The sequence below is a fragment of the Corallococcus sp. bb12-1 genome, from assembly GCF_026626765.1.
Lineage (GTDB): Bacteria > Myxococcota > Myxococcia > Myxococcales > Myxococcaceae > Corallococcus > Corallococcus terminator.
Genome location: NZ_JAPNJZ010000003.1, coordinates 330426 through 346946, shown reverse-complemented (window position 1 = coordinate 346946; position 16521 = coordinate 330426). Strand labels below are relative to the sequence as shown.

Here is a 16521-nt window from a genome sequence, read left to right as displayed (position 1 = left end):
TGTCATTCAGCCCCGCGCGGAGCCGGGCTCAATGATTGGTTTGATAGACGTAGACACTCGCGGCGGTGGCGTCGGATTCAGTCCAGGCGATGACGGGCCGAGCGCTCCTGTCCATCGCCACGGACGGCGCGAAGGCGGGCGTTCCCGCGGTCGTCAGCGCGCTCAAGGGCCCACCGAGAGGTTTCCAGGTGTCGTCCACCCATTGGCGGACGAGGATGCTCCGTTCGGATCCCAGGACTCCGCTCCATGCAAGGACGTGGGGACTCCCCACCCCGAGTGCGATGCTGGGGTGAGCGTTGCCCGTGGATGCGGAGCTGACGACGGCAGGGGTGCTCCACTGGGTGCCTTCCCAGAGGGCCCAGGAGATCGACCCGTCCGACAAGGCATCCGAAGAGTTCGATTGGACCCACGCGAGCCATGGGCGCGCATTCATGTCGACGGCGATGGTGGGTGTGTAGGTGGACTGTCCAATGGCAATCCCACCCAGGGGGGGCGCATCGTTTGGGAGGACAACGACTGCTCTGCGTGAGGTCGCATCGTCATAGGCTGTGTAGGCCGTGAAGACATTTGAGCCTGCTGCCGCTACGGAGAGACTCCCTGCCTGGAAGTGATTGGCCGGCTGTGCTGGATGCAGATCGATCCAGTCGATGCCTCCAGTGGGGAGCTTGAAGCCCATGACAATTCCGTTGTTCGGATTCTGTTCGATCGCATGGACAATCAGGTTGTCATTGGCGTCGATGAGCAGCTGGGCTGACTTCGCGAGCTGCTCTGAACTGCTTACGATGGGAATGGATGGAAGCGCGTTCCATGTGTTTCCCGCCCACTTCCTGACGAACAAGCGGCGTCCCATCCCCTCACCCGTGGCTTCGTCCCACACGACAATCGGTTGGTTCGCGGAGTCGATGGCCAGACTCGGGTTCGCCGCGTCAGTTCCCGCCGCGACCAGACCGCTCAAGGGCGCTCCCAGCATGAGCCAGTTGGAACCCGTCCAACGCGCGACGTAGATGTTCTTCACCGTTCCATCCGACTCGGCCCAGGCAATGACAGGCTGGCCGTTAAGGTCCATTTTCAAGACAACGCCTTCCGCCGAAGTCTTGCCCGGGACCGCACTGACGGCCCCTCCCAGGGGAACCCACGTCGGCACCGAGAACGACCAAGCCGGCATTTCGACCACTTCGTTGCCTGCGAGGTCCGTGATGACGGTGCCCACGAGGTTCGTGAACTCCACGTGGATGGTGTTGGGGGCCACCAGTGGCTCGAGGGGCGTGACGCTCACCGTCTTGCCGTCTGCGGAGAGGCTGATGGACTTGGAGATGGGGGCACTGTCGCTCGCCGTGAGCTGCACCGACTCCTCCGTCAGCGTGCGCGGATTCATGGGCTCGCTGAACGTGACCTGGATGGACTCGTTCACCCCCACCGCTGCCGCATTCCTGGCGGGCAGGAAGGAACTCACCGTCGGAGCCGTCCGGTCGACCACCACCGTGCGCGGAGCACTGATGAACGTGGCACCGCCACGGGTCGCGCGGACTGACAGCTGGTAGGTGCCCTCCGCCTCCTGGGTCGTGTCCCAGGTGAAGGAGAAGGGCGCTCCAGTCGGCTTCGCCAGCACACTGGAGTCCTTCAGGATTTCCACGGCCTCCGCCGAGCCTCCCTCCACCGCGAACTGGAGCAGCAGCGGCCCACGGGTGTAGGCCTTGCCGGGCGTCGGTACGACCCAGTTCACGACCAGATCGCCAGCCTTCCCGACCGTCACACCGAGCGTGGCCTGCTTCGTGACCGCACCGCTCCTGCCCTGGATCGTCAGCGAATAGGTCCCCGCCGCCGTGGACGTCCCGATGCCAATGCTCAGCTGCGCGCGCGTCTCCCCCGAGGACAGGGTGGCCGGCTGGAGCTGGATTCCGGCGGGAGGGTTGGGGAGGCTCAACGTGACGTCTCCTCCCTTCTCCCCAGTCCAGAGCAACTGGACCTCACAGCCCAACGTTCCCCCTGGAAGGACCTGTTCCTGGGCGGAAACCACGGAGAGCGTGAAGTCGGCGTTGGGATCCGGCTGGGAGTCGCCCACCGGCTCTTCAATGGGCGGAATTTCGATGCAGGCAGGGGCGAACCCTACGCAGCTCAACAACATCAGGAGTTTCAGACGGGGCATGGGGGGCGCTTTGTGCAAGGGATGTTCCGGTCGGTCCCAGCCCGGCACATTGCCATGGGCATCCGGGGCGGGGGATATCCATCCAACCGGCGAGATGGCCGGTCGCTCCGTCCCTGGAAATGCGTCTGCCCGCCGGCCCCCGGGATTCGGTGGGGACGGGCGGGCAGGGGAACATCGGACACCGCTGAAGCGGACTACTTCTTCTTGCGGTTCTTCTTCTTGTTCTCCTTCTCCTTCTTGCGGCGCTCCTTGAGCGCGTCGCGATCCTCCGTCTTGCCCACCGCAGGCGGCGCGTAGCCCATCAGGCGGGCCTTGGCCATCGCGGCCTGGCCCATGGGGGGCGTGTAGCCCGGGGCAATCTGGGGCAACTGCATGGGCATTCCGCCCATTCCGCCCATCCCACCCATCCCACCCAGCCCCGCCATGGCCTTCTCCAGCGCCTTCGGGTCCTTCCCGAACATGCTGCCCAGGTCCATGTTCTTCATCTGGCCCAACTGCCCCAACTGCTTGAAGCCGGGGATGCGGCCCAGCAGGCCCGGGTTCTGGCCGATGGTGCCCATCACCTGCTGCATCATCCCGAACTTCTGCAGCAGCTCCTTCACCTCTTCCGGCTTGCGCCCGCTGCCCTTCGAGATGCGGTTGATGCGGCTGGTGTTGATGAGGTCCGGACGCAGGCGCTCCTTCTGCGTCATCGAGTCGTACATCGCCTCGATCTTCGTGAGCTCCTTCTCGTCCGGGTTCAGGTGCTCCGTGAGGTCGCCGAAGAGCGGGAACTTCTCCAGCAGGTCCTTGAGCGGCCCCATCTTGCGGACCATGCGGATCTGCTCGACGAAGTCCTTCATCGAGAACTGGCCGGACAACAGCTTGCGCGCGTCGTCCTCGGCCTTCTTCTCGTCGACGACCTTCTCGAAGTCCTTCATCAGGCCGACGATGTCGCCGAAGCCCAGGATGCGGCCCGCGAGGCCCTCCGGACGGAACTCCTCCAGCTTGTCCATCCCCTCGCCCATGCCGAGGAACTTGATGGGCTTGCCCGTCACCTCCTTGATGGACAACGCCGCGCCACCACGCGCGTCACCGTCCAGCTTCGTCAGGATGAAGCCGTCCAGCGTGAGGCGCCGGTCGAACTCGGTCGCCGTGCGCACCGAGTCCTGGCCAATCATCGCGTCGCACACCAGCAGGATGGTGTCCGGCTGCACGTTGGACTTGATGGCCTCCAGCTCCGCCATCAGCGTCTCGTCGATGGCGAGCCGACCCGCCGTGTCGATGAGCACCACGTCGCACTTCTGCTCGCGCGCGGCCGCGTAGCCCCGCTTCGCCAGCTCCGGCGGCTGCAAGCCGGGCTCGTGGTAGACGGGGACCTTCAGCCGCTCGCCCAGCACCTTGAGCTGATCCACGGCGGCCGGCCGGTAGATGTCCGCCGCGACCAGCAGCGGCTTGCGCCCTTCCTGGAGGAGCCGGCTGGCGAGCTTGCCCGTCGTCGTCGTCTTACCGGAGCCCTGGAGGCCCACCATCATGATGCCCGACAACTGGCCCTTGGGCTTCAGGTGGAGGCTCGTGTCCACCGGCCCCATCAAGGCTTCCAGTTCGTCGTGGCAGATCTTGATGAAGTGGTCCATCGCGCTCACGCGGCGCTTATGGCCCCCGGCGTCCGTGACGGTGGTCTGCACCACCTCGCCCACGGCCTTCTCACGAACGCGGGCGACGAACTTCTTCACCACGTCGAAGGCGACGTCGGCCTCCAACAGGGAAACGCGGATGTCTCGCAGCGACTCGTCCACCAGGTCGGGGGTGAGTTCGCTCTTGCCGGCGAGGCGGTTCTTGGCGGCCCGGAAGCCCTTGGTGACGGTCTCAAGCATGGGGGGCGCTTTATAACAGGGCCCCGCCGGATGCGACGCCCACGGAGGCCCCGGCCGTCCAGCAGTGGAGGAATCGAGGGACTTCCCCACCCGCCCCGACCCGTTTCGGGCCGTCCGGGGGCGCCAGGGACCACCTGCTCCACGCGGTGCGGCGCACCTGCCCTCCGGCCGTGGGGGCCGGGCCCGGGCCCCTGTGCGGGGCCCTGGCACGCGCTACAGGTCGCTTAAGTGCGGCACCATTGGGCCTGGTCCAGCCACGCGAGCACCGGCCCGAGCGGGACCGCCATGGCGATGTCCTCCAGCTTGTCGAGCAGCGAGCGGTGCTGGTGGTTCTCCAGGGCCAGGGCGTCACGGCTCGGGATCTGGATGGACAGCGGGGGGTCGAGCCGGAAGTAGGCCTCGGGTTCGAGGAGGGACTCACACAGGTAGTCGACGAACTCCTGCGAGCCGTCGAAGACCGCCGTCAGCGCGGCGAACGGGTTGGCGGGATCCAGGAGCCACTTGAGGTAGCCCCAGGGCTCGCTCTCCTTCGTCGTCTCCAGGTAGAGGGGGTTTCGCCCCGTTCCCACCGAGAGGATCATCACGTCCCCCATGGCGTTGCGCCGGGACCTGCCGGTGGCGCGCCTCGCCTGTTCGACGACCAGGGCCAGCGCCGCCATGGCGGGGTTGTCCGCGAAGTAGCCGCCGTCGATGAAGCCCTGGTAGGGCGGCATCATGATGGGCACCGCCGTGGTCCGCAGGTAGGCATCCACCACCAGCAGATCCGGCGTCGCGGACGGGATGGACTCCAGGTTGTGCAGCAGCACCGGACGCCAGGCCCGGTTGGCTTCCAACTGGGCCTGGTTGTCGAGCTGGAAGGCGGGGATGATCGTCGGCAGGTGCAGGTCCTTCATCGTCAGGCCCTGGAAGAGGTTGCCGAAGTACTCCTGGGCCTGGTTGTTACAGATGAAGGGGGCCGTCCCCGTCAGCCCGAGCAACGCCTGCGGGAGCGGGTGCGGACCGATGGTGGACGTGGAGTCCTTCATCACGCTGACGGCCTGGTTGATGCCGGCCACGCGGTCCTCGCTCGCGCCGAGGATCAACGTCGTCACGCTGCCCGAGGAGGTGCCGGAGATCACATCGATCCCCTGCAGGAACCCCGGCCGCGCGTTCTCGATGCGTTGCAGGAGCAGGGTGGTGAGGAGGTTGTTGGGGCCTCCTCCATCCATGGTCAGGATTGCCTTGGGTCGCTTCGTGGTCATGGTGGGCTACCTCTCTGGCGCGGGAAGGGGGTTCAACGCTGGCTTCTTTCGAGGCCTTGGCCGTGGTGCAGCAACTGCTCGGCATCCTCATCCGAGAGCTCCTGCAGGTGGGCGAGCAGGCCCTGCTGGCTGTTGCCCAGACATCGGTACAGCACCGCCACGGACAGCTCCGCGAGGGAGGGATCCCTCATGAGCACGGCGAGCGGGACTTCAATCTCGAAGGTGGCACCCAGCCTTCGCTGCAGCTCCGTGATGCGCAGGGATGAGCCTCCCAGGCTCGCGAAGCTGCTCCTCGGCGTCACCTGCTCGGCGCCGAGCAGATCCTTCCAGAGGACCGTGAGCGCATGTTCAATCTGCGCGAGCGAACGGAAGCGCAGGGGCGCGGTGGTCCCCGACGTCACGGGGGGGAGCTCCGCTGCCTCCGGGACCGTGGTGGTGGGGGCGGGGGGAGACTCCACCCAGAAGCGCTGGCGCTCGAAGGGGTAGGTGGGCAGCGGCAGGCGGCGCGGCGCTGCTTCCGCGTACAGCGCCTGTCCGTCGAGCATCAGGCCCCATTCGTAGAGCCGCCCCGCGCAGCCCAGGAGGTCCGCTTCGGCGGCGTGGCGGTCCGCGGTGCTGGCGGACGGGGCCAGCAGCCGGGGCTCTCCCGCGAGCCGCACGTCGTCCGCGAGCGGCCCCAGGCACAGGATGACGCCCTGGCGCTCCTGGAGGAGTGCCCGCAGGTCGCCCTCCGAAGGCCTGGGTTCACCCCAGGGGCGGGCCCAGGTGCCCGGAAGCGTGGCCGTCTCCTCGGTGAGCCACTCGCGCTGCCGGCCGATGCGCAGGGGCAGCGTCGGGGGCGTGAGCCTCGGGGGGCGTTCGGACGGTTGTCCTTGGAGCGCGGGGTTGCGCGCGCAGGTCCACGCCAGGGCGTCTTCCAGGGACATGATTCCCGCGAGGCTGGCGGCCACCGCTTCGGTGGAGCCGTAGGCGACGATGCTCGCGGGCCGCACGCCCCAGGCGCTCCACACCTGGGCCAGCCCGTAGGCGACGATGCCCGGGGCCAGGTGTTCGAACCACGGCTCCACGCTTGCGGCCTTCGAGGTCCCGAGAAACGGCGTGCGCGCATCCCGGCCCAGCAGCCGCCCGACGATGGACGCGCAGCGATCGACGGCCTCGCGGAAGCGTGCTTCGACCGGGTAGAGCGCTCGGCCCAGTTCCAGCGCGGCCGTGCCCCCGCCATGAAGCAGCCAGTGCACCTGCGGCGGCTCCGGTGGCAACCGGGTGACCGTCACCGTCCGCCTCAACGCCTGGCTTGCCTCCCGGCTGTCGCCACACACCACGGCGCGCCGGTGATCGAAGTGGCGGCGGCCTCTGTGCAGCGTGTGCGCCACCCCTTCCAGCGGAAGTCCGGGGTGTTGCTCCAGGTGCGTGGCCAGACGGGAGGCGGCCGCGTCCAGGGCCTGGGCTGAACGGGCCGAGAGCAGCAGGAGTTGCTGGCTCCGGGCAGGAGCGGACTCCGTGGCGGGAGGCGCCTCCTCGAGGATGAGGTGCGCGTTCGTGCCGCCAATGCCAAAGGCACTCACGCCGGCCCGTCGCGGGCCTCGGGGGGCGGGCCAGTCCTTCAGCGCGGTGTTGATGAAGAAGGGACCCTGCGCGAAGTCGAGCCGTGGATTGGGGCTGTCGAAGTTCAGGCTGGCGGGCACCTGCTGATGCTCCAGCGCCAGCACCGTCTTGATGAGCCCGGCCATGCCCGAGGCGACCGACAGGTGCCCGATGTTTGTCTTCACCGACCCCAGCGCGCAGGTGTCGCGCGCGGTGGCGGGCAGCCCGAAGGCCCGGTTCAGCGCGGAGACTTCAATCGTGTCTCCCAGCGGCGTGCCCGTCCCATTGGCCTCCACGTAGGAGATGGACGCGGGCTCGCAGTCCGCCACGACCAGCGCTTCGCGGATGACGCGCGCCTGACTGTCTCCACCCGGCGCCGCGAAGCCCACCTTGAGGGCTCCGTCGTTGTTCAGCGCCGAGCCCTTGATGACGGCGTGGATGGTGTCCCCATCCTCGATTGCCTCCGAGAGGCGCTTGAGGATGACGACGCCCAGCCCGCTGCCGAAGGGGGTGCCGTTCGCCTTCGCATCGAAGGCCCGGCAACTGCCCTCGGGGGACACGCTGCTGCCCTCTTCATGCACGTAGCCCCGCAGGTGGGGCACGCTGATGGAGACCGCGCCCGCCAGGGCCAGGTCGCATTCGCCGCCGAGCAGGCTCTGGCAGGCGAGGTGCACCGCGACGAGCGACGTGGAGCAGGCCGTCTGGATTCCGAGGCTGGGGCCCCTCAAATCCAGACGGTAGGACAGCTGCGTCGTCAGGTAGTCCTTGTCGTTGCCGAAGAGGGCGAAGGGGTTGGCGGCCTCCGCGCTCCCCGGGCGGATGAGGCTGGCGTACTGGCTGGTGCTGGAGCCCGCGTAGACGCCGATGGTGCCCGGGAAGGACTCCGGCACATAGCCCGCGTGCTCCAGCGCCTCCCAGGAGACTTCCATGAAGAAGCGTTGCTGGGGATCCAACACCCGGGCCTCGGCCGGGCTGAAGCGGAAGAAGCCCGCGTCGAATTGATCGATGTCGTCGAGGATGGGCGCGGCCGGAACGTAGCGCGGGTGCTTCAGCAGTTCGGCGGACTCGCCGGCCTCCCGAAGCTGCTCGGGCGTGAAGCGGGTGATGGACTCCACCCCCCGCGCCAGGTTGTCCCAGAACTCCGCCGGGGTGCGCGCCCCGGGGAAGCGGCAGGCCATGCCGATGATGGCGACGCCGTGGCCTTGCGCGTCAGCGTCATCGGACAGGTCTGGAGCTTGGGGGACGGAGGTGGGCTTCATTCGGACGTCTCTCGAAGGACGGTGGGGCGGGCACTACCTGCCGCGGGGACGGCCACGACGTTGCTGGAGCTGCTTGCGGCGCTCGGCTCTTTCGTCGGACGCCTCGACGTCGCGGTCCTCCTCGGTGGGGCGCGACAGGAACTCCGCCAGTGCGCTGAGCGAGGGATGGTGGAACATCTCCACCAAGGGGAAGTCCAGCTGCAATGCCTCGCGGATGTGCTCATGGTACCTGACAAGCTGCATCGAGTGGGCGCCCAGCTCGAAGAAGTTCTCGTACACGCCAGGGTTGTCGATGCCCAATGCCTGGGTCAGCAGTTGCGCCAGTCGCGCCTCCAATTCATTGCGCGGCGCGACGCGGACCCGCGAGGCGGAGGGCGGTTGCGAAGGCTCCGGCAGGGCCTTGAAGTCCACCTTGCCGTTGGGCGTCAAAGGCAGCGCGTCCAGCGGCGTGAAGGTGGCTGGAATCATGTAGTCGGGCAGCCGCGTGGAAAGGAAGACGCGCAGCTCCTGCTCCAGTCCCCCCGTCGAGGGCGCACGCTCCGGCGGGTTTCCTGAGGCGGTCGCGACGGCTTCCCCCGGGAGCGCCCGTCCTCCGAGCAGCGAGTGGAGGATGGCGTGCCGCCCGTCCAACCGCAGTCGGGAGCCAATCACTTCCACATCCAGGCTCCCAAGCTGGCAGAGCCCCAGCCCGCAATCCGCTGCCTCCAACTCCAGAAGTTGGGTCATCAGACCCGCCTCGATGAGTCCGTAATGCAGGGCCATGTCCCCGTATTTCGGCGTGCTGGCCTGGCGGTCCAGCACCAGGAACAGCCAGAAGGCCGCGCCGTCGAGCAGGGGTTGGTTGTCTGGCGCGACCAGCGGTCTGTCCGAGTCCCCCGTCCAGCCTTCCGAGAGGGGAATGAGCTGGTGGCTGGCGGCGTCATGCAGGTAGGTGCCCGCGGACAGCCCCTTCACGCGGCCCGGCTTGATGAACACGTAGGTCCGCACCGGGTAGAGCTCTCCCGGAGAGCCGTACCGGTACTTGGGCCCGCGCGGCCCCGGGGCCCGGTGCGCGGTCAGCGCGCCCAGCAGCCGCCCGAGCTGTTCCGCCTCCAGCGCGGCGGGGTCGAACCGTCGGTGGCTGCGGCGCCGGAAGAAGTCCTCGCGCGGACGGTCCCCACCCGTAAGGGCAATGCCTCCAGCGTGCGCGTCCTCCTGCTTCGCGGGCGTCTGTCCGCCGTCTTCCTTCAGCACGAGGTAGGCGGCCAGCTTCTTGGCCTCGAAGCGCTCGCCGTTGGCGGTGAGGACGGCGTCCTTGATGCGCGGGTGTTCGAGCAGGGCCGCGCGAATCTCCCCCAGCTCGACCCGGAACCCGTTCACCTTCACCTGCGCGTCCTCGCGGCCGAGGAACTCGAGCGTGCCGTCCGCTGCGTACCTCCCGAGGTCTCCGGTCCGGTAGAGCCGCTCGCCCGTCACCGGATGGGTGATGAAGCGCTCGCGGGTCTTCTGTTCATCGCGCCAGTAGCCCTTCGCCAGGCCGACGCCGCCGATGAACAGCTCGCCCGCGACGCCGTTTGGCCGGGGGTGGAGTCCGGCGTCCAGGACATGGAAGCGCTGGTTCGCCAGGGGGCGGCCATAGGGGATGCTCTGCCAGGCCGGGTCGACGCGCTCGATGGGATGGGCGATGGACCAGATGGAGGCCTCGGTGGCACCTCCCAGGCTGATCACCCGGGCCCCGGGCGCCACGGCCGCAAGCCGGCCCGGGAGGCTCAGCGGGATCCAGTCGCCGCTCAGCAGCACGAGCCGCAGTGAGGTGGGGGCCTGCTCCTGGCGCCGCTCCAGCGCGGACAGGTAGAGTTCCATCAGCGCGGGCACCGAGTTCCACACCGTGACGTGCTCGAGCGCCACGCGCTCCGCCCAGTGGTCCGGATCCGGGTGTTCATTCGACTCGGGGAGGACGAGCGCGCCGCCCGCCGCCAGCACGCCGAAGACGTCCCAGACGGAGAGATCGAAGCTCATCGAGGACAGCGCCAGCCCCCGGTCCTCGGGACCGAGCCCGTAGCGCCGGTTGATGTCGAGCACCGTGTTGATGGCGCCCCGGTGGTCGATCATCACGCCCTTCGGCCTGCCGGTGGAGCCCGAGGTGTAGATGACATAGGCGAGATCCTCCGGGCCCTGGAGCGGCGCTCCGAGCGAAGGAAGCTCGCCGCGTGAGAGGCCCTCATCCACCCGCACGGTCCGGAGCGTGGCGGGCCACGCCGCGCGTTCGGCGATCCATGGCTGGGTCACCACCTGCTCCACGCCGGCGTCTTCCAGCAGCCCACGCAGGCGCTCCGCTGGGAGCCGGGCATCGAGCGGCAGGTACGCCGCCCCGGCGCGGAGGATGCCGAGGACCGCCACGACCTGCTCCCAACCTTTGTCCATGACGACGGCGATCAACTGGTTGGGGCGCGCGCCCTGCTCCCGGAGCCTCGCGGCCAGCCGGGCCGACTGTGCGTCCAGCTCCGCGTAGCTCAGCGTGCGTGAGGGCGCGATGAGGGCGGTGGCCTGGGGGGTGCGCCGGGCCTGCGCGAGCACCTGGGTGTGCAGGAGCTCCGCGCCGAGGGGCACCGAGGTGGCGTTGGCAGCCGTCCTCGCCGCCAGCTCCTCTGGAGGAAGCAGGAGGGGTCGCTGTTCGCGCCAGGCGGCCTCCGAGTCCGCCAGCCTTCGCAGCAGCGCGCCGTAGGCCTGGAACATGGAGGTGATCATCCCGGGGGGGAACAGCTCCTCGGCGACGCTCCAGATCAGCAGCAGCGCGCCTTCGCGCTCCGTCACGCCGTGATCCAGCCACACCTGGGGCGTCTGGCTGCTGGCGAACAACGGCCGGCCCAGCTCCTCCAACACCTCCGCGCCGGGCGTGAGCGACTCCAGCCCCAACGTGCTGGTGAAGACCACGGGCATGGTCGATGCGCCGGGCAGGTTTCCCTGCCGGCGGTTGAGCTCCCGCAGGACGCCGATGCCGCTGACGTAGGGGTGCTCCAGATCCTCCCAGAGCCGCTGCTGGATGGCCCGGGCCCGCTCCTGGAAGGGCCCGGGGCGCGAGGTGTCCACCGCCAGGAGCACCAGCGAGGTGAAGTCTCCGACGAGGTCGTTCACCTGGGGGTGCAGCGGCAGCCGGCGGAACAGGGTGAGGTTGAGGGTGAAGTCCGCGCGCCGGCTCCACGTCGCGAGCAGCTCCGAGAACGCGGCCAGGAGCAGTCCGGAGGGCGTCAGCCCCGCCTCCTGGCCGCGCGCCTTCAGGCGCTTCCAGACGTCGGGCGCGAGCCGCTCCTGGTGCACCTGGAAGCGCGGCTGCTCCAGCGTCGCGGGGTTCCTGGCCAGCGGAAGTTCGGGGGCCGGGGGCAGCGTGTCCAGGCGGTTCCACCAGTAGTCCCGCGAGCGCTGCCAGGCGCGGGTGTTTCGCAGGGCCTCCTCCGCGAGCAGGTAGTCCCGGAAGGACACCTCCAGCGGCGGCAGGGACCGCTCCGGCTGGCGATAGAGGGCGTAGGATTCGCGGAAGAGGAGCGAGAGGCTGTGGGCATCCGCCATGAGCGCGTCGAAGCTCAGGTGGAGGCGGACACGCTCCCCGCCCAGCAGGCTGGCCCGGATGTCGAAGAGGGGCCAGCGGTCCGTCGCGAGCACCTGGTGGGACAGCTCCTGGCGCACGTCCTCCAGGACCGCGGCGCGCTCCGCTTCGAGCAGGTCGCGCAGATCCCGGGTGGCGAGCTGGAAGGGGGGCACCTTCTCAAGGATCCGCTGGCGGCCGTCCGGGGTGATGATCATGCGCAGCATGTCGTGCCGCGCGATCAGCTGGCGCCACACCTGGGCGTAGCGCTCCACGTCCAACGCCTCGCACTCAAGTTCGAAGTAGACGTGGGCCGCGACATTGCCCAGGGAGAACGCCTCGCCGCGTCCCAGCCAGTAGGCCTGCTGGATGTCATTGAGGGGGAAGGGCTCGTGCAGCCCCGCCAGGTCCGCGACGAGCGTGGGCAGCGGCTCCTGGGCACTGGCACCCTGGCTGCTTCGCTGCTCCTGGAGGGCCGCCTCCACCAGCACGGCCAGCCTGGCGATGGTGGGCGCGGAGAAGAGGCTGCGCAGCGGGAGCTCGACGTGGAAGCGCTCCCGCATCCGGGACAGCAGTTGCGTGGCCAGGAGCGAGTGGCCGCCCAGTTCGAAGAAGTCGTCGTGCACGCCCACCTGGGACAGCCCGAGGAGGCCGACCCAGAGCGTGGCGAGCGTCTGCTCCGTCGCGTCGCGGGGCAGGACCTGCGCTTCGCTCGTGGCCTGGGGCAGCTCGGGGATGGGCAGCGCCGCGCGCTCCACCTTGCCGTTGGCGTTGAGCGGCAGCGCGTCCATCACCACGAACGCCGCGGGCACCATGTAGCGCGGCAGGTGTTGCTCCAGGTGGTCCTTGAGCTGCTGGAAGAGGTGCGAATGGGTCCGGGGCTGGAGCGGCCGGTTGGCGTAGGCGCTCCAGGGCCTGGGGTGCGCGGGGCCGGCCGTCAGCGGCAGGTGTTCGGCGGAGCGTGATGCCCGGCCCGGGCGCGTGAAGAGCACGTCGAAGCGGCCCGGTTCCGCGTCCGACTTGCACGGCGCGACGTCGTAGCCGAGCTGTTCGCCCAGGAGCCAGAGGTCCTCGGGGTCCACGCCTGGGGGCGCGGCCTCGATTTCTCGCCGCAGGTCCTCCACGGTCCGGGCGCCGGCAGGGGACGACAGCTCCTGGAGGGCCCGCAGCTCCGGCTGGAGGCGGGCGTTGGGCAGCCCCAGCACGCGCAGCCCGTCGGGCGCGCCCTGGCGCAGGCGTTCGCCCAGGGCGTCGAGCCCGACGGACGCGGACAGGGTCTCCGGCGTCGCGTCCGCGCGGGCCGCGGCGCCCCGGTGCAGGACGGCGTGGTAGCGGAACCGGGTCAGCTCGTTGTGCTCGCGCCCCCGCTCCAACCGCACCTGGACCTGGCCTATCTCCGGGAACCGGGCCCGCAGGGCCGGGAAGAGGGCGGGGTCCACCGTCAGCTCTGTCTCCTGCGCCACCTGCTTGCGGATGCGCCGCGCGAGCTCCCCGGCGGCGACGTGCGGCTCCGCCTTGTGGAGCTGCACCGACGTGTGGAACGCCTCCAGCAGGGTGAAGTCGCGCAGGTCGCCCAGGAAGATGAAGCCCCCTTCGCGCACGGCGCGGAGGCTGCCTTCGAGCACCTTCAACAGGTAGTCGATGTCCGGGAAGTACTGCACCACCGAGCTGAGGATGACGGCGTCGAAGGAGCCCGGCTCGATGCCCTGGAAGTCGTCCGCCAGCCGGCGCTCCAGCCGCACGTTCGCGAAGCGCGTGCCCTGGGACTCCACCTGGCGCCGCACGTAGTCCAGCGACACCTGGGAGAAGTCCGTCCCCACGTAGCTCGCGCAGTGGGGCGCCAACTGGAAGAGCAGCATGCCGGTGCCGCAGGCGAGCTCCAGCACGCGCTCCGGCCGCAGCGCGCGCACCTGTCCCACGATGTCCTCCGCCCAGACGCGCATGTGCGGCACGGGGAGCGGTTGCCCGTCGTAGTTGCTCACCCAGCCCTGGGTGTTGAAGAGCGGATCCGGCGCTGCCTGCTCGTTGCCGTAGATGGTCTGGTCGAACAGCTTCTGCCAGCCGGACACGTGGTCCGCGACGAGCCCCTGGACAGCCTCCGCTGGCGGGCCCTGGTCCGGTTCGGGGACGACGTAGGCGACCAGCCGCTTGTCGCCCGGGGTGTCCTCGCGAATCCCGACCGCGGCCTGCCTGACGGCCGGGTGGCGCGCGAGCAGGCTCTCGATTTCGCCCGGGTCGATCCGGAAGCCGCGCAGCTTCGCCTGTCCGTCATCGCGGCCGACGAACGCGAGCGTGCCGTCCGGAAGCCACCGCGCGAGGTCTCCTGTCCGGTACAGCCGCGCACCCGGCACGTCGCTGAAGGGGTGGGGCACGAAGGCCTGCGCGGTGAGGTCCGGACGGCCCAGGTACCCGCGCGCCACGCCCTCGCCCCCCGCGTACAACTCCCCCACCAGCCCGGGAGGAACGGGCCGCAGGTTCGCGTCCAGGACGTAGACGTGGGTCTGGGAGATGGGGCGGCCAATGGGCACCGCGCCAGTGGGCCGCCGGGTGATGGGATGACAGCAGGTGAAGGTGGTGTTCTCGGTGGGCCCGTAGCCGTTGATGAGACGGCAGCCCGGCAGCGACTCCAGGACCCGGTGGACCTCGGCGACCGGCAGCACGTCACCGCCCGCCAGCAGTTGGCGCACCGGCCGCAAATCTTCCAGGCGCTCCTGCACCATCACGCGGAACAGGCCCGCGGTCATCCAGAGGATCGACACCCCGTGCTGGCGGAGGGCCGCGCCGATCTCCTCCAGCGTCGGCGCATGGGGCGGCATGAGCGCCAGCCGGGCGCCGTTGAGCAGGCTGCCCCAGATTTCGAAGGTCGAGGCGTCGAAGGCCAGCGGCGCCAGTTGGAGGAAGACGTCGTCCGGGTGGATCCGGACGTAGTCCGCGTCCTTGACGAGCCGGACCACGCCCCGGTGGGGCACGCACACGGCCTTGGGCTCCCCCGTGGAGCCCGAGGTGAACAGGATGTACGCCAGCTGCTCCGGGTGGAGGGACACCGGGAAGCGGTCCTGGCGGGCGGACGCGAGCGCTCCGTCCGCTTCGTCGAGCAGGAGCACCCGGGCCCCGGTGTCACGCAGCGGGGCGGCCAGCCGCTGCTGCGTGAGGATGAGGGATGCGCCCGAAAGTTCGAGCAGCGCCCGCCGACGCGCGGGAGGATCGGCTGGATCCAACGGGACGTAGACGCCCCCCGCCTTGAGGATGCCGAGTAGCCCCACCACCATCTCGAACGAGCGCTCGACCTGGAGCGCCACGGGCGTTTCCGGACCGACCCCCAACGTCCGCAGGTGCCACGCGAGCTGGTTGGAGCGGGCTTCGAGCTCCCCGTAGGTGAGCTGTCGCGTGCCGAGGCTCAAGGCCACGCGCTCCGGCGCGGCCAGGGCCCGCGCGCTGAAGAGGTCCGGGATGCAGTCTCCCGAAGCAGGCGCGGACCGGGTGCCGCTCCACGTGTCGAGCAGCTGGGTCCGCTCGGCGGCCGTCAGCATGGGCAGCGCGGAGACCCGGGCCTGGGGCTGGGCCACGAGCCCCTCCAGCAGGTTGCGGTAGTGGCCGAGCAGCCGCTGGATGCTGGCCGCGTCGAACAGGTCCGTGTTGTACAGACAGCGGCCCCCCAGCCCTGTCGGCGTCTCCCAGAGGTGCAGCTCCAGATCGAACCGCACCCAGCCGCTGTCGTACTCCATCTGGCTCATCCGCAAGCCCGCCGGCAGCTCCACGCCGGGCGCGGGGGCGTTCTGCAAGGCGAAGACGACCTGGACGATGGGGTTGTGGCTCAGGCTGCGCTCCGGACGCAGCACCTCCACCAGCCGCTCGAAGGGCATGTCCTGGTGGGCGTAGGCGTCCAGGGTCAGCTGGCGCACCCGGCGCAGCAGCTCCGTGAAGCGGGGGTCCCCGGAGAGGTCTACCCGCAGCGCCAGCGTGTTGACGAAGAAGCCGATGAGCGGCTCCAGCTCCGCGCGCGTGCGGTTGGCGATGGGCGAGCCCACGACGATGTCCTCGCTCCCCTCGTAGTGGGAGAGCAGGACGGAGAAGCCGGACAGCAGCGTCATGAAGAGGCTGGCGCCAGAGCTGTCACTGAGTTGCTTGAGCGCGGTGGTGAGCGCGCGAGGCAGTTCGATGGGCTCGGCCTCACCCCGGTACCGTTGGACCGCCGGGCGGGGCCTGTCCGTGGCCAGGGCCGCCAGGGGCGGCGCGCCGGTGAGCTGCTGCTTCCAGTACCGCAGCTGCTTCTCCAGCACCTCGCCGGCCAGGTACTCCCGCTGCCAGTGTGCGAAGTCCGCGTACTGGATGGGCAGCTCCGGCAGCGGGCTGGGCGCGCCCTGGGCGAAGGCGCCGTAGAGCGTGGCCAGCTCCCGCAGCAGCACGCCCAGGGACCACCCGTCGGAGATGATGTGGTGCATCACCAGCAGCAGGACATGGGACGTGCCGGAGAGCTTCAGCACGCGGGCCCTGAGTAGCGGGCCGTGCTCCAGGTCGAAGGGGCGCGCGCCCTCCTCGCCCACCCGGCGCTTCACCTCGGCGCCGCGCTCGGCTTCGGGCAGGTGCTCCAGGCTGGTGACGGGCAGGGCCAGCCGCGGCTCGGCGGCCACGCGCTGGACGGGCCGGCCCTCCTCGCGGATCAACGTGGTGCGCAGGGATTCGTGGCGGCGCAGCAGCTCGCCGAGGCTCGCGCGCAGCACCTCCAGGTCCAGCGGGCCTGTCAGCAGCAGGGGTGAAGGGATGTTGTAGAACGGGTTGCCCGGCTCCATCTGGTCCAGGAACCAGAGGCGCTCCTGCGCGAAGGACGGTGCGAAGGAGAAGGCTTCTTCCAGCGTGTCGGCGGACATGGGGA

General features: G+C 69.6%; 5 protein-coding genes. All 5 read right to left on the bottom strand.

Annotated features, from left to right (window positions below; all coding sequences use genetic code 11):
* Nucleotides 1–28: 28 nt before the first annotated feature.
* The 5 genes from OV208_RS09010 to OV208_RS08990 all read right to left on the bottom strand — a co-directional run bounded on the left by OV208_RS09010 (nt 29) and on the right by OV208_RS08990 (nt 16516).
* Nucleotides 29–1924 carry an Ig-like domain-containing protein gene (locus OV208_RS09010; RefSeq protein WP_267573407.1) on the bottom strand — a complete coding sequence of 632 codons (1896 nt, stop codon included), beginning with the start codon at nt 1922–1924 and terminating at the stop codon, nt 29–31.
* A gap of 416 nt (nt 1925–2340) precedes the next feature.
* Complete coding sequence (gene ffh, locus OV208_RS09005; protein ID WP_267573406.1) at nt 2341–4002, bottom strand: signal recognition particle protein; 1662 nt, start codon at nt 4000–4002, stop codon at nt 2341–2343.
* A gap of 224 nt (nt 4003–4226) precedes the next feature.
* On the bottom strand, nt 4227–5243 hold the full coding sequence (locus tag OV208_RS09000) for a patatin-like phospholipase family protein (protein WP_267573405.1): 1017 nt from the start codon (nt 5241–5243) through the stop codon (nt 4227–4229).
* Between the two features lie 32 nt (nt 5244–5275).
* A complete protein-coding gene (locus OV208_RS08995; RefSeq protein ID WP_267573404.1) occupies nt 5276–8086 on the bottom strand; it encodes a type I polyketide synthase in 2811 nt (936 codons plus the stop codon).
* Between the two features lie 33 nt (nt 8087–8119).
* A complete protein-coding gene (locus OV208_RS08990; protein WP_267573403.1) occupies nt 8120–16516 on the bottom strand; it encodes a non-ribosomal peptide synthetase in 8397 nt (2798 codons plus the stop codon).
* Between the last annotated feature and the right edge of the window lie 5 nt (nt 16517–16521).

Coding starts and splice junctions, on each gene's coding strand:
- OV208_RS08990 (WP_267573403.1), bottom strand. CDS start 16,516: ATGTCCGCCGACACGCTGGAAGAAGCCTTCTCCTTCGCACCGTCCTTC.
- ffh (WP_267573406.1), bottom strand. CDS start 4,002: ATGCTTGAGACCGTCACCAAGGGCTTCCGGGCCGCCAAGAACCGCCTC.
- OV208_RS08995 (WP_267573404.1), bottom strand. CDS start 8,086: ATGAAGCCCACCTCCGTCCCCCAAGCTCCAGACCTGTCCGATGACGCT.
- OV208_RS09000 (WP_267573405.1), bottom strand. CDS start 5,243: ATGACCACGAAGCGACCCAAGGCAATCCTGACCATGGATGGAGGAGGC.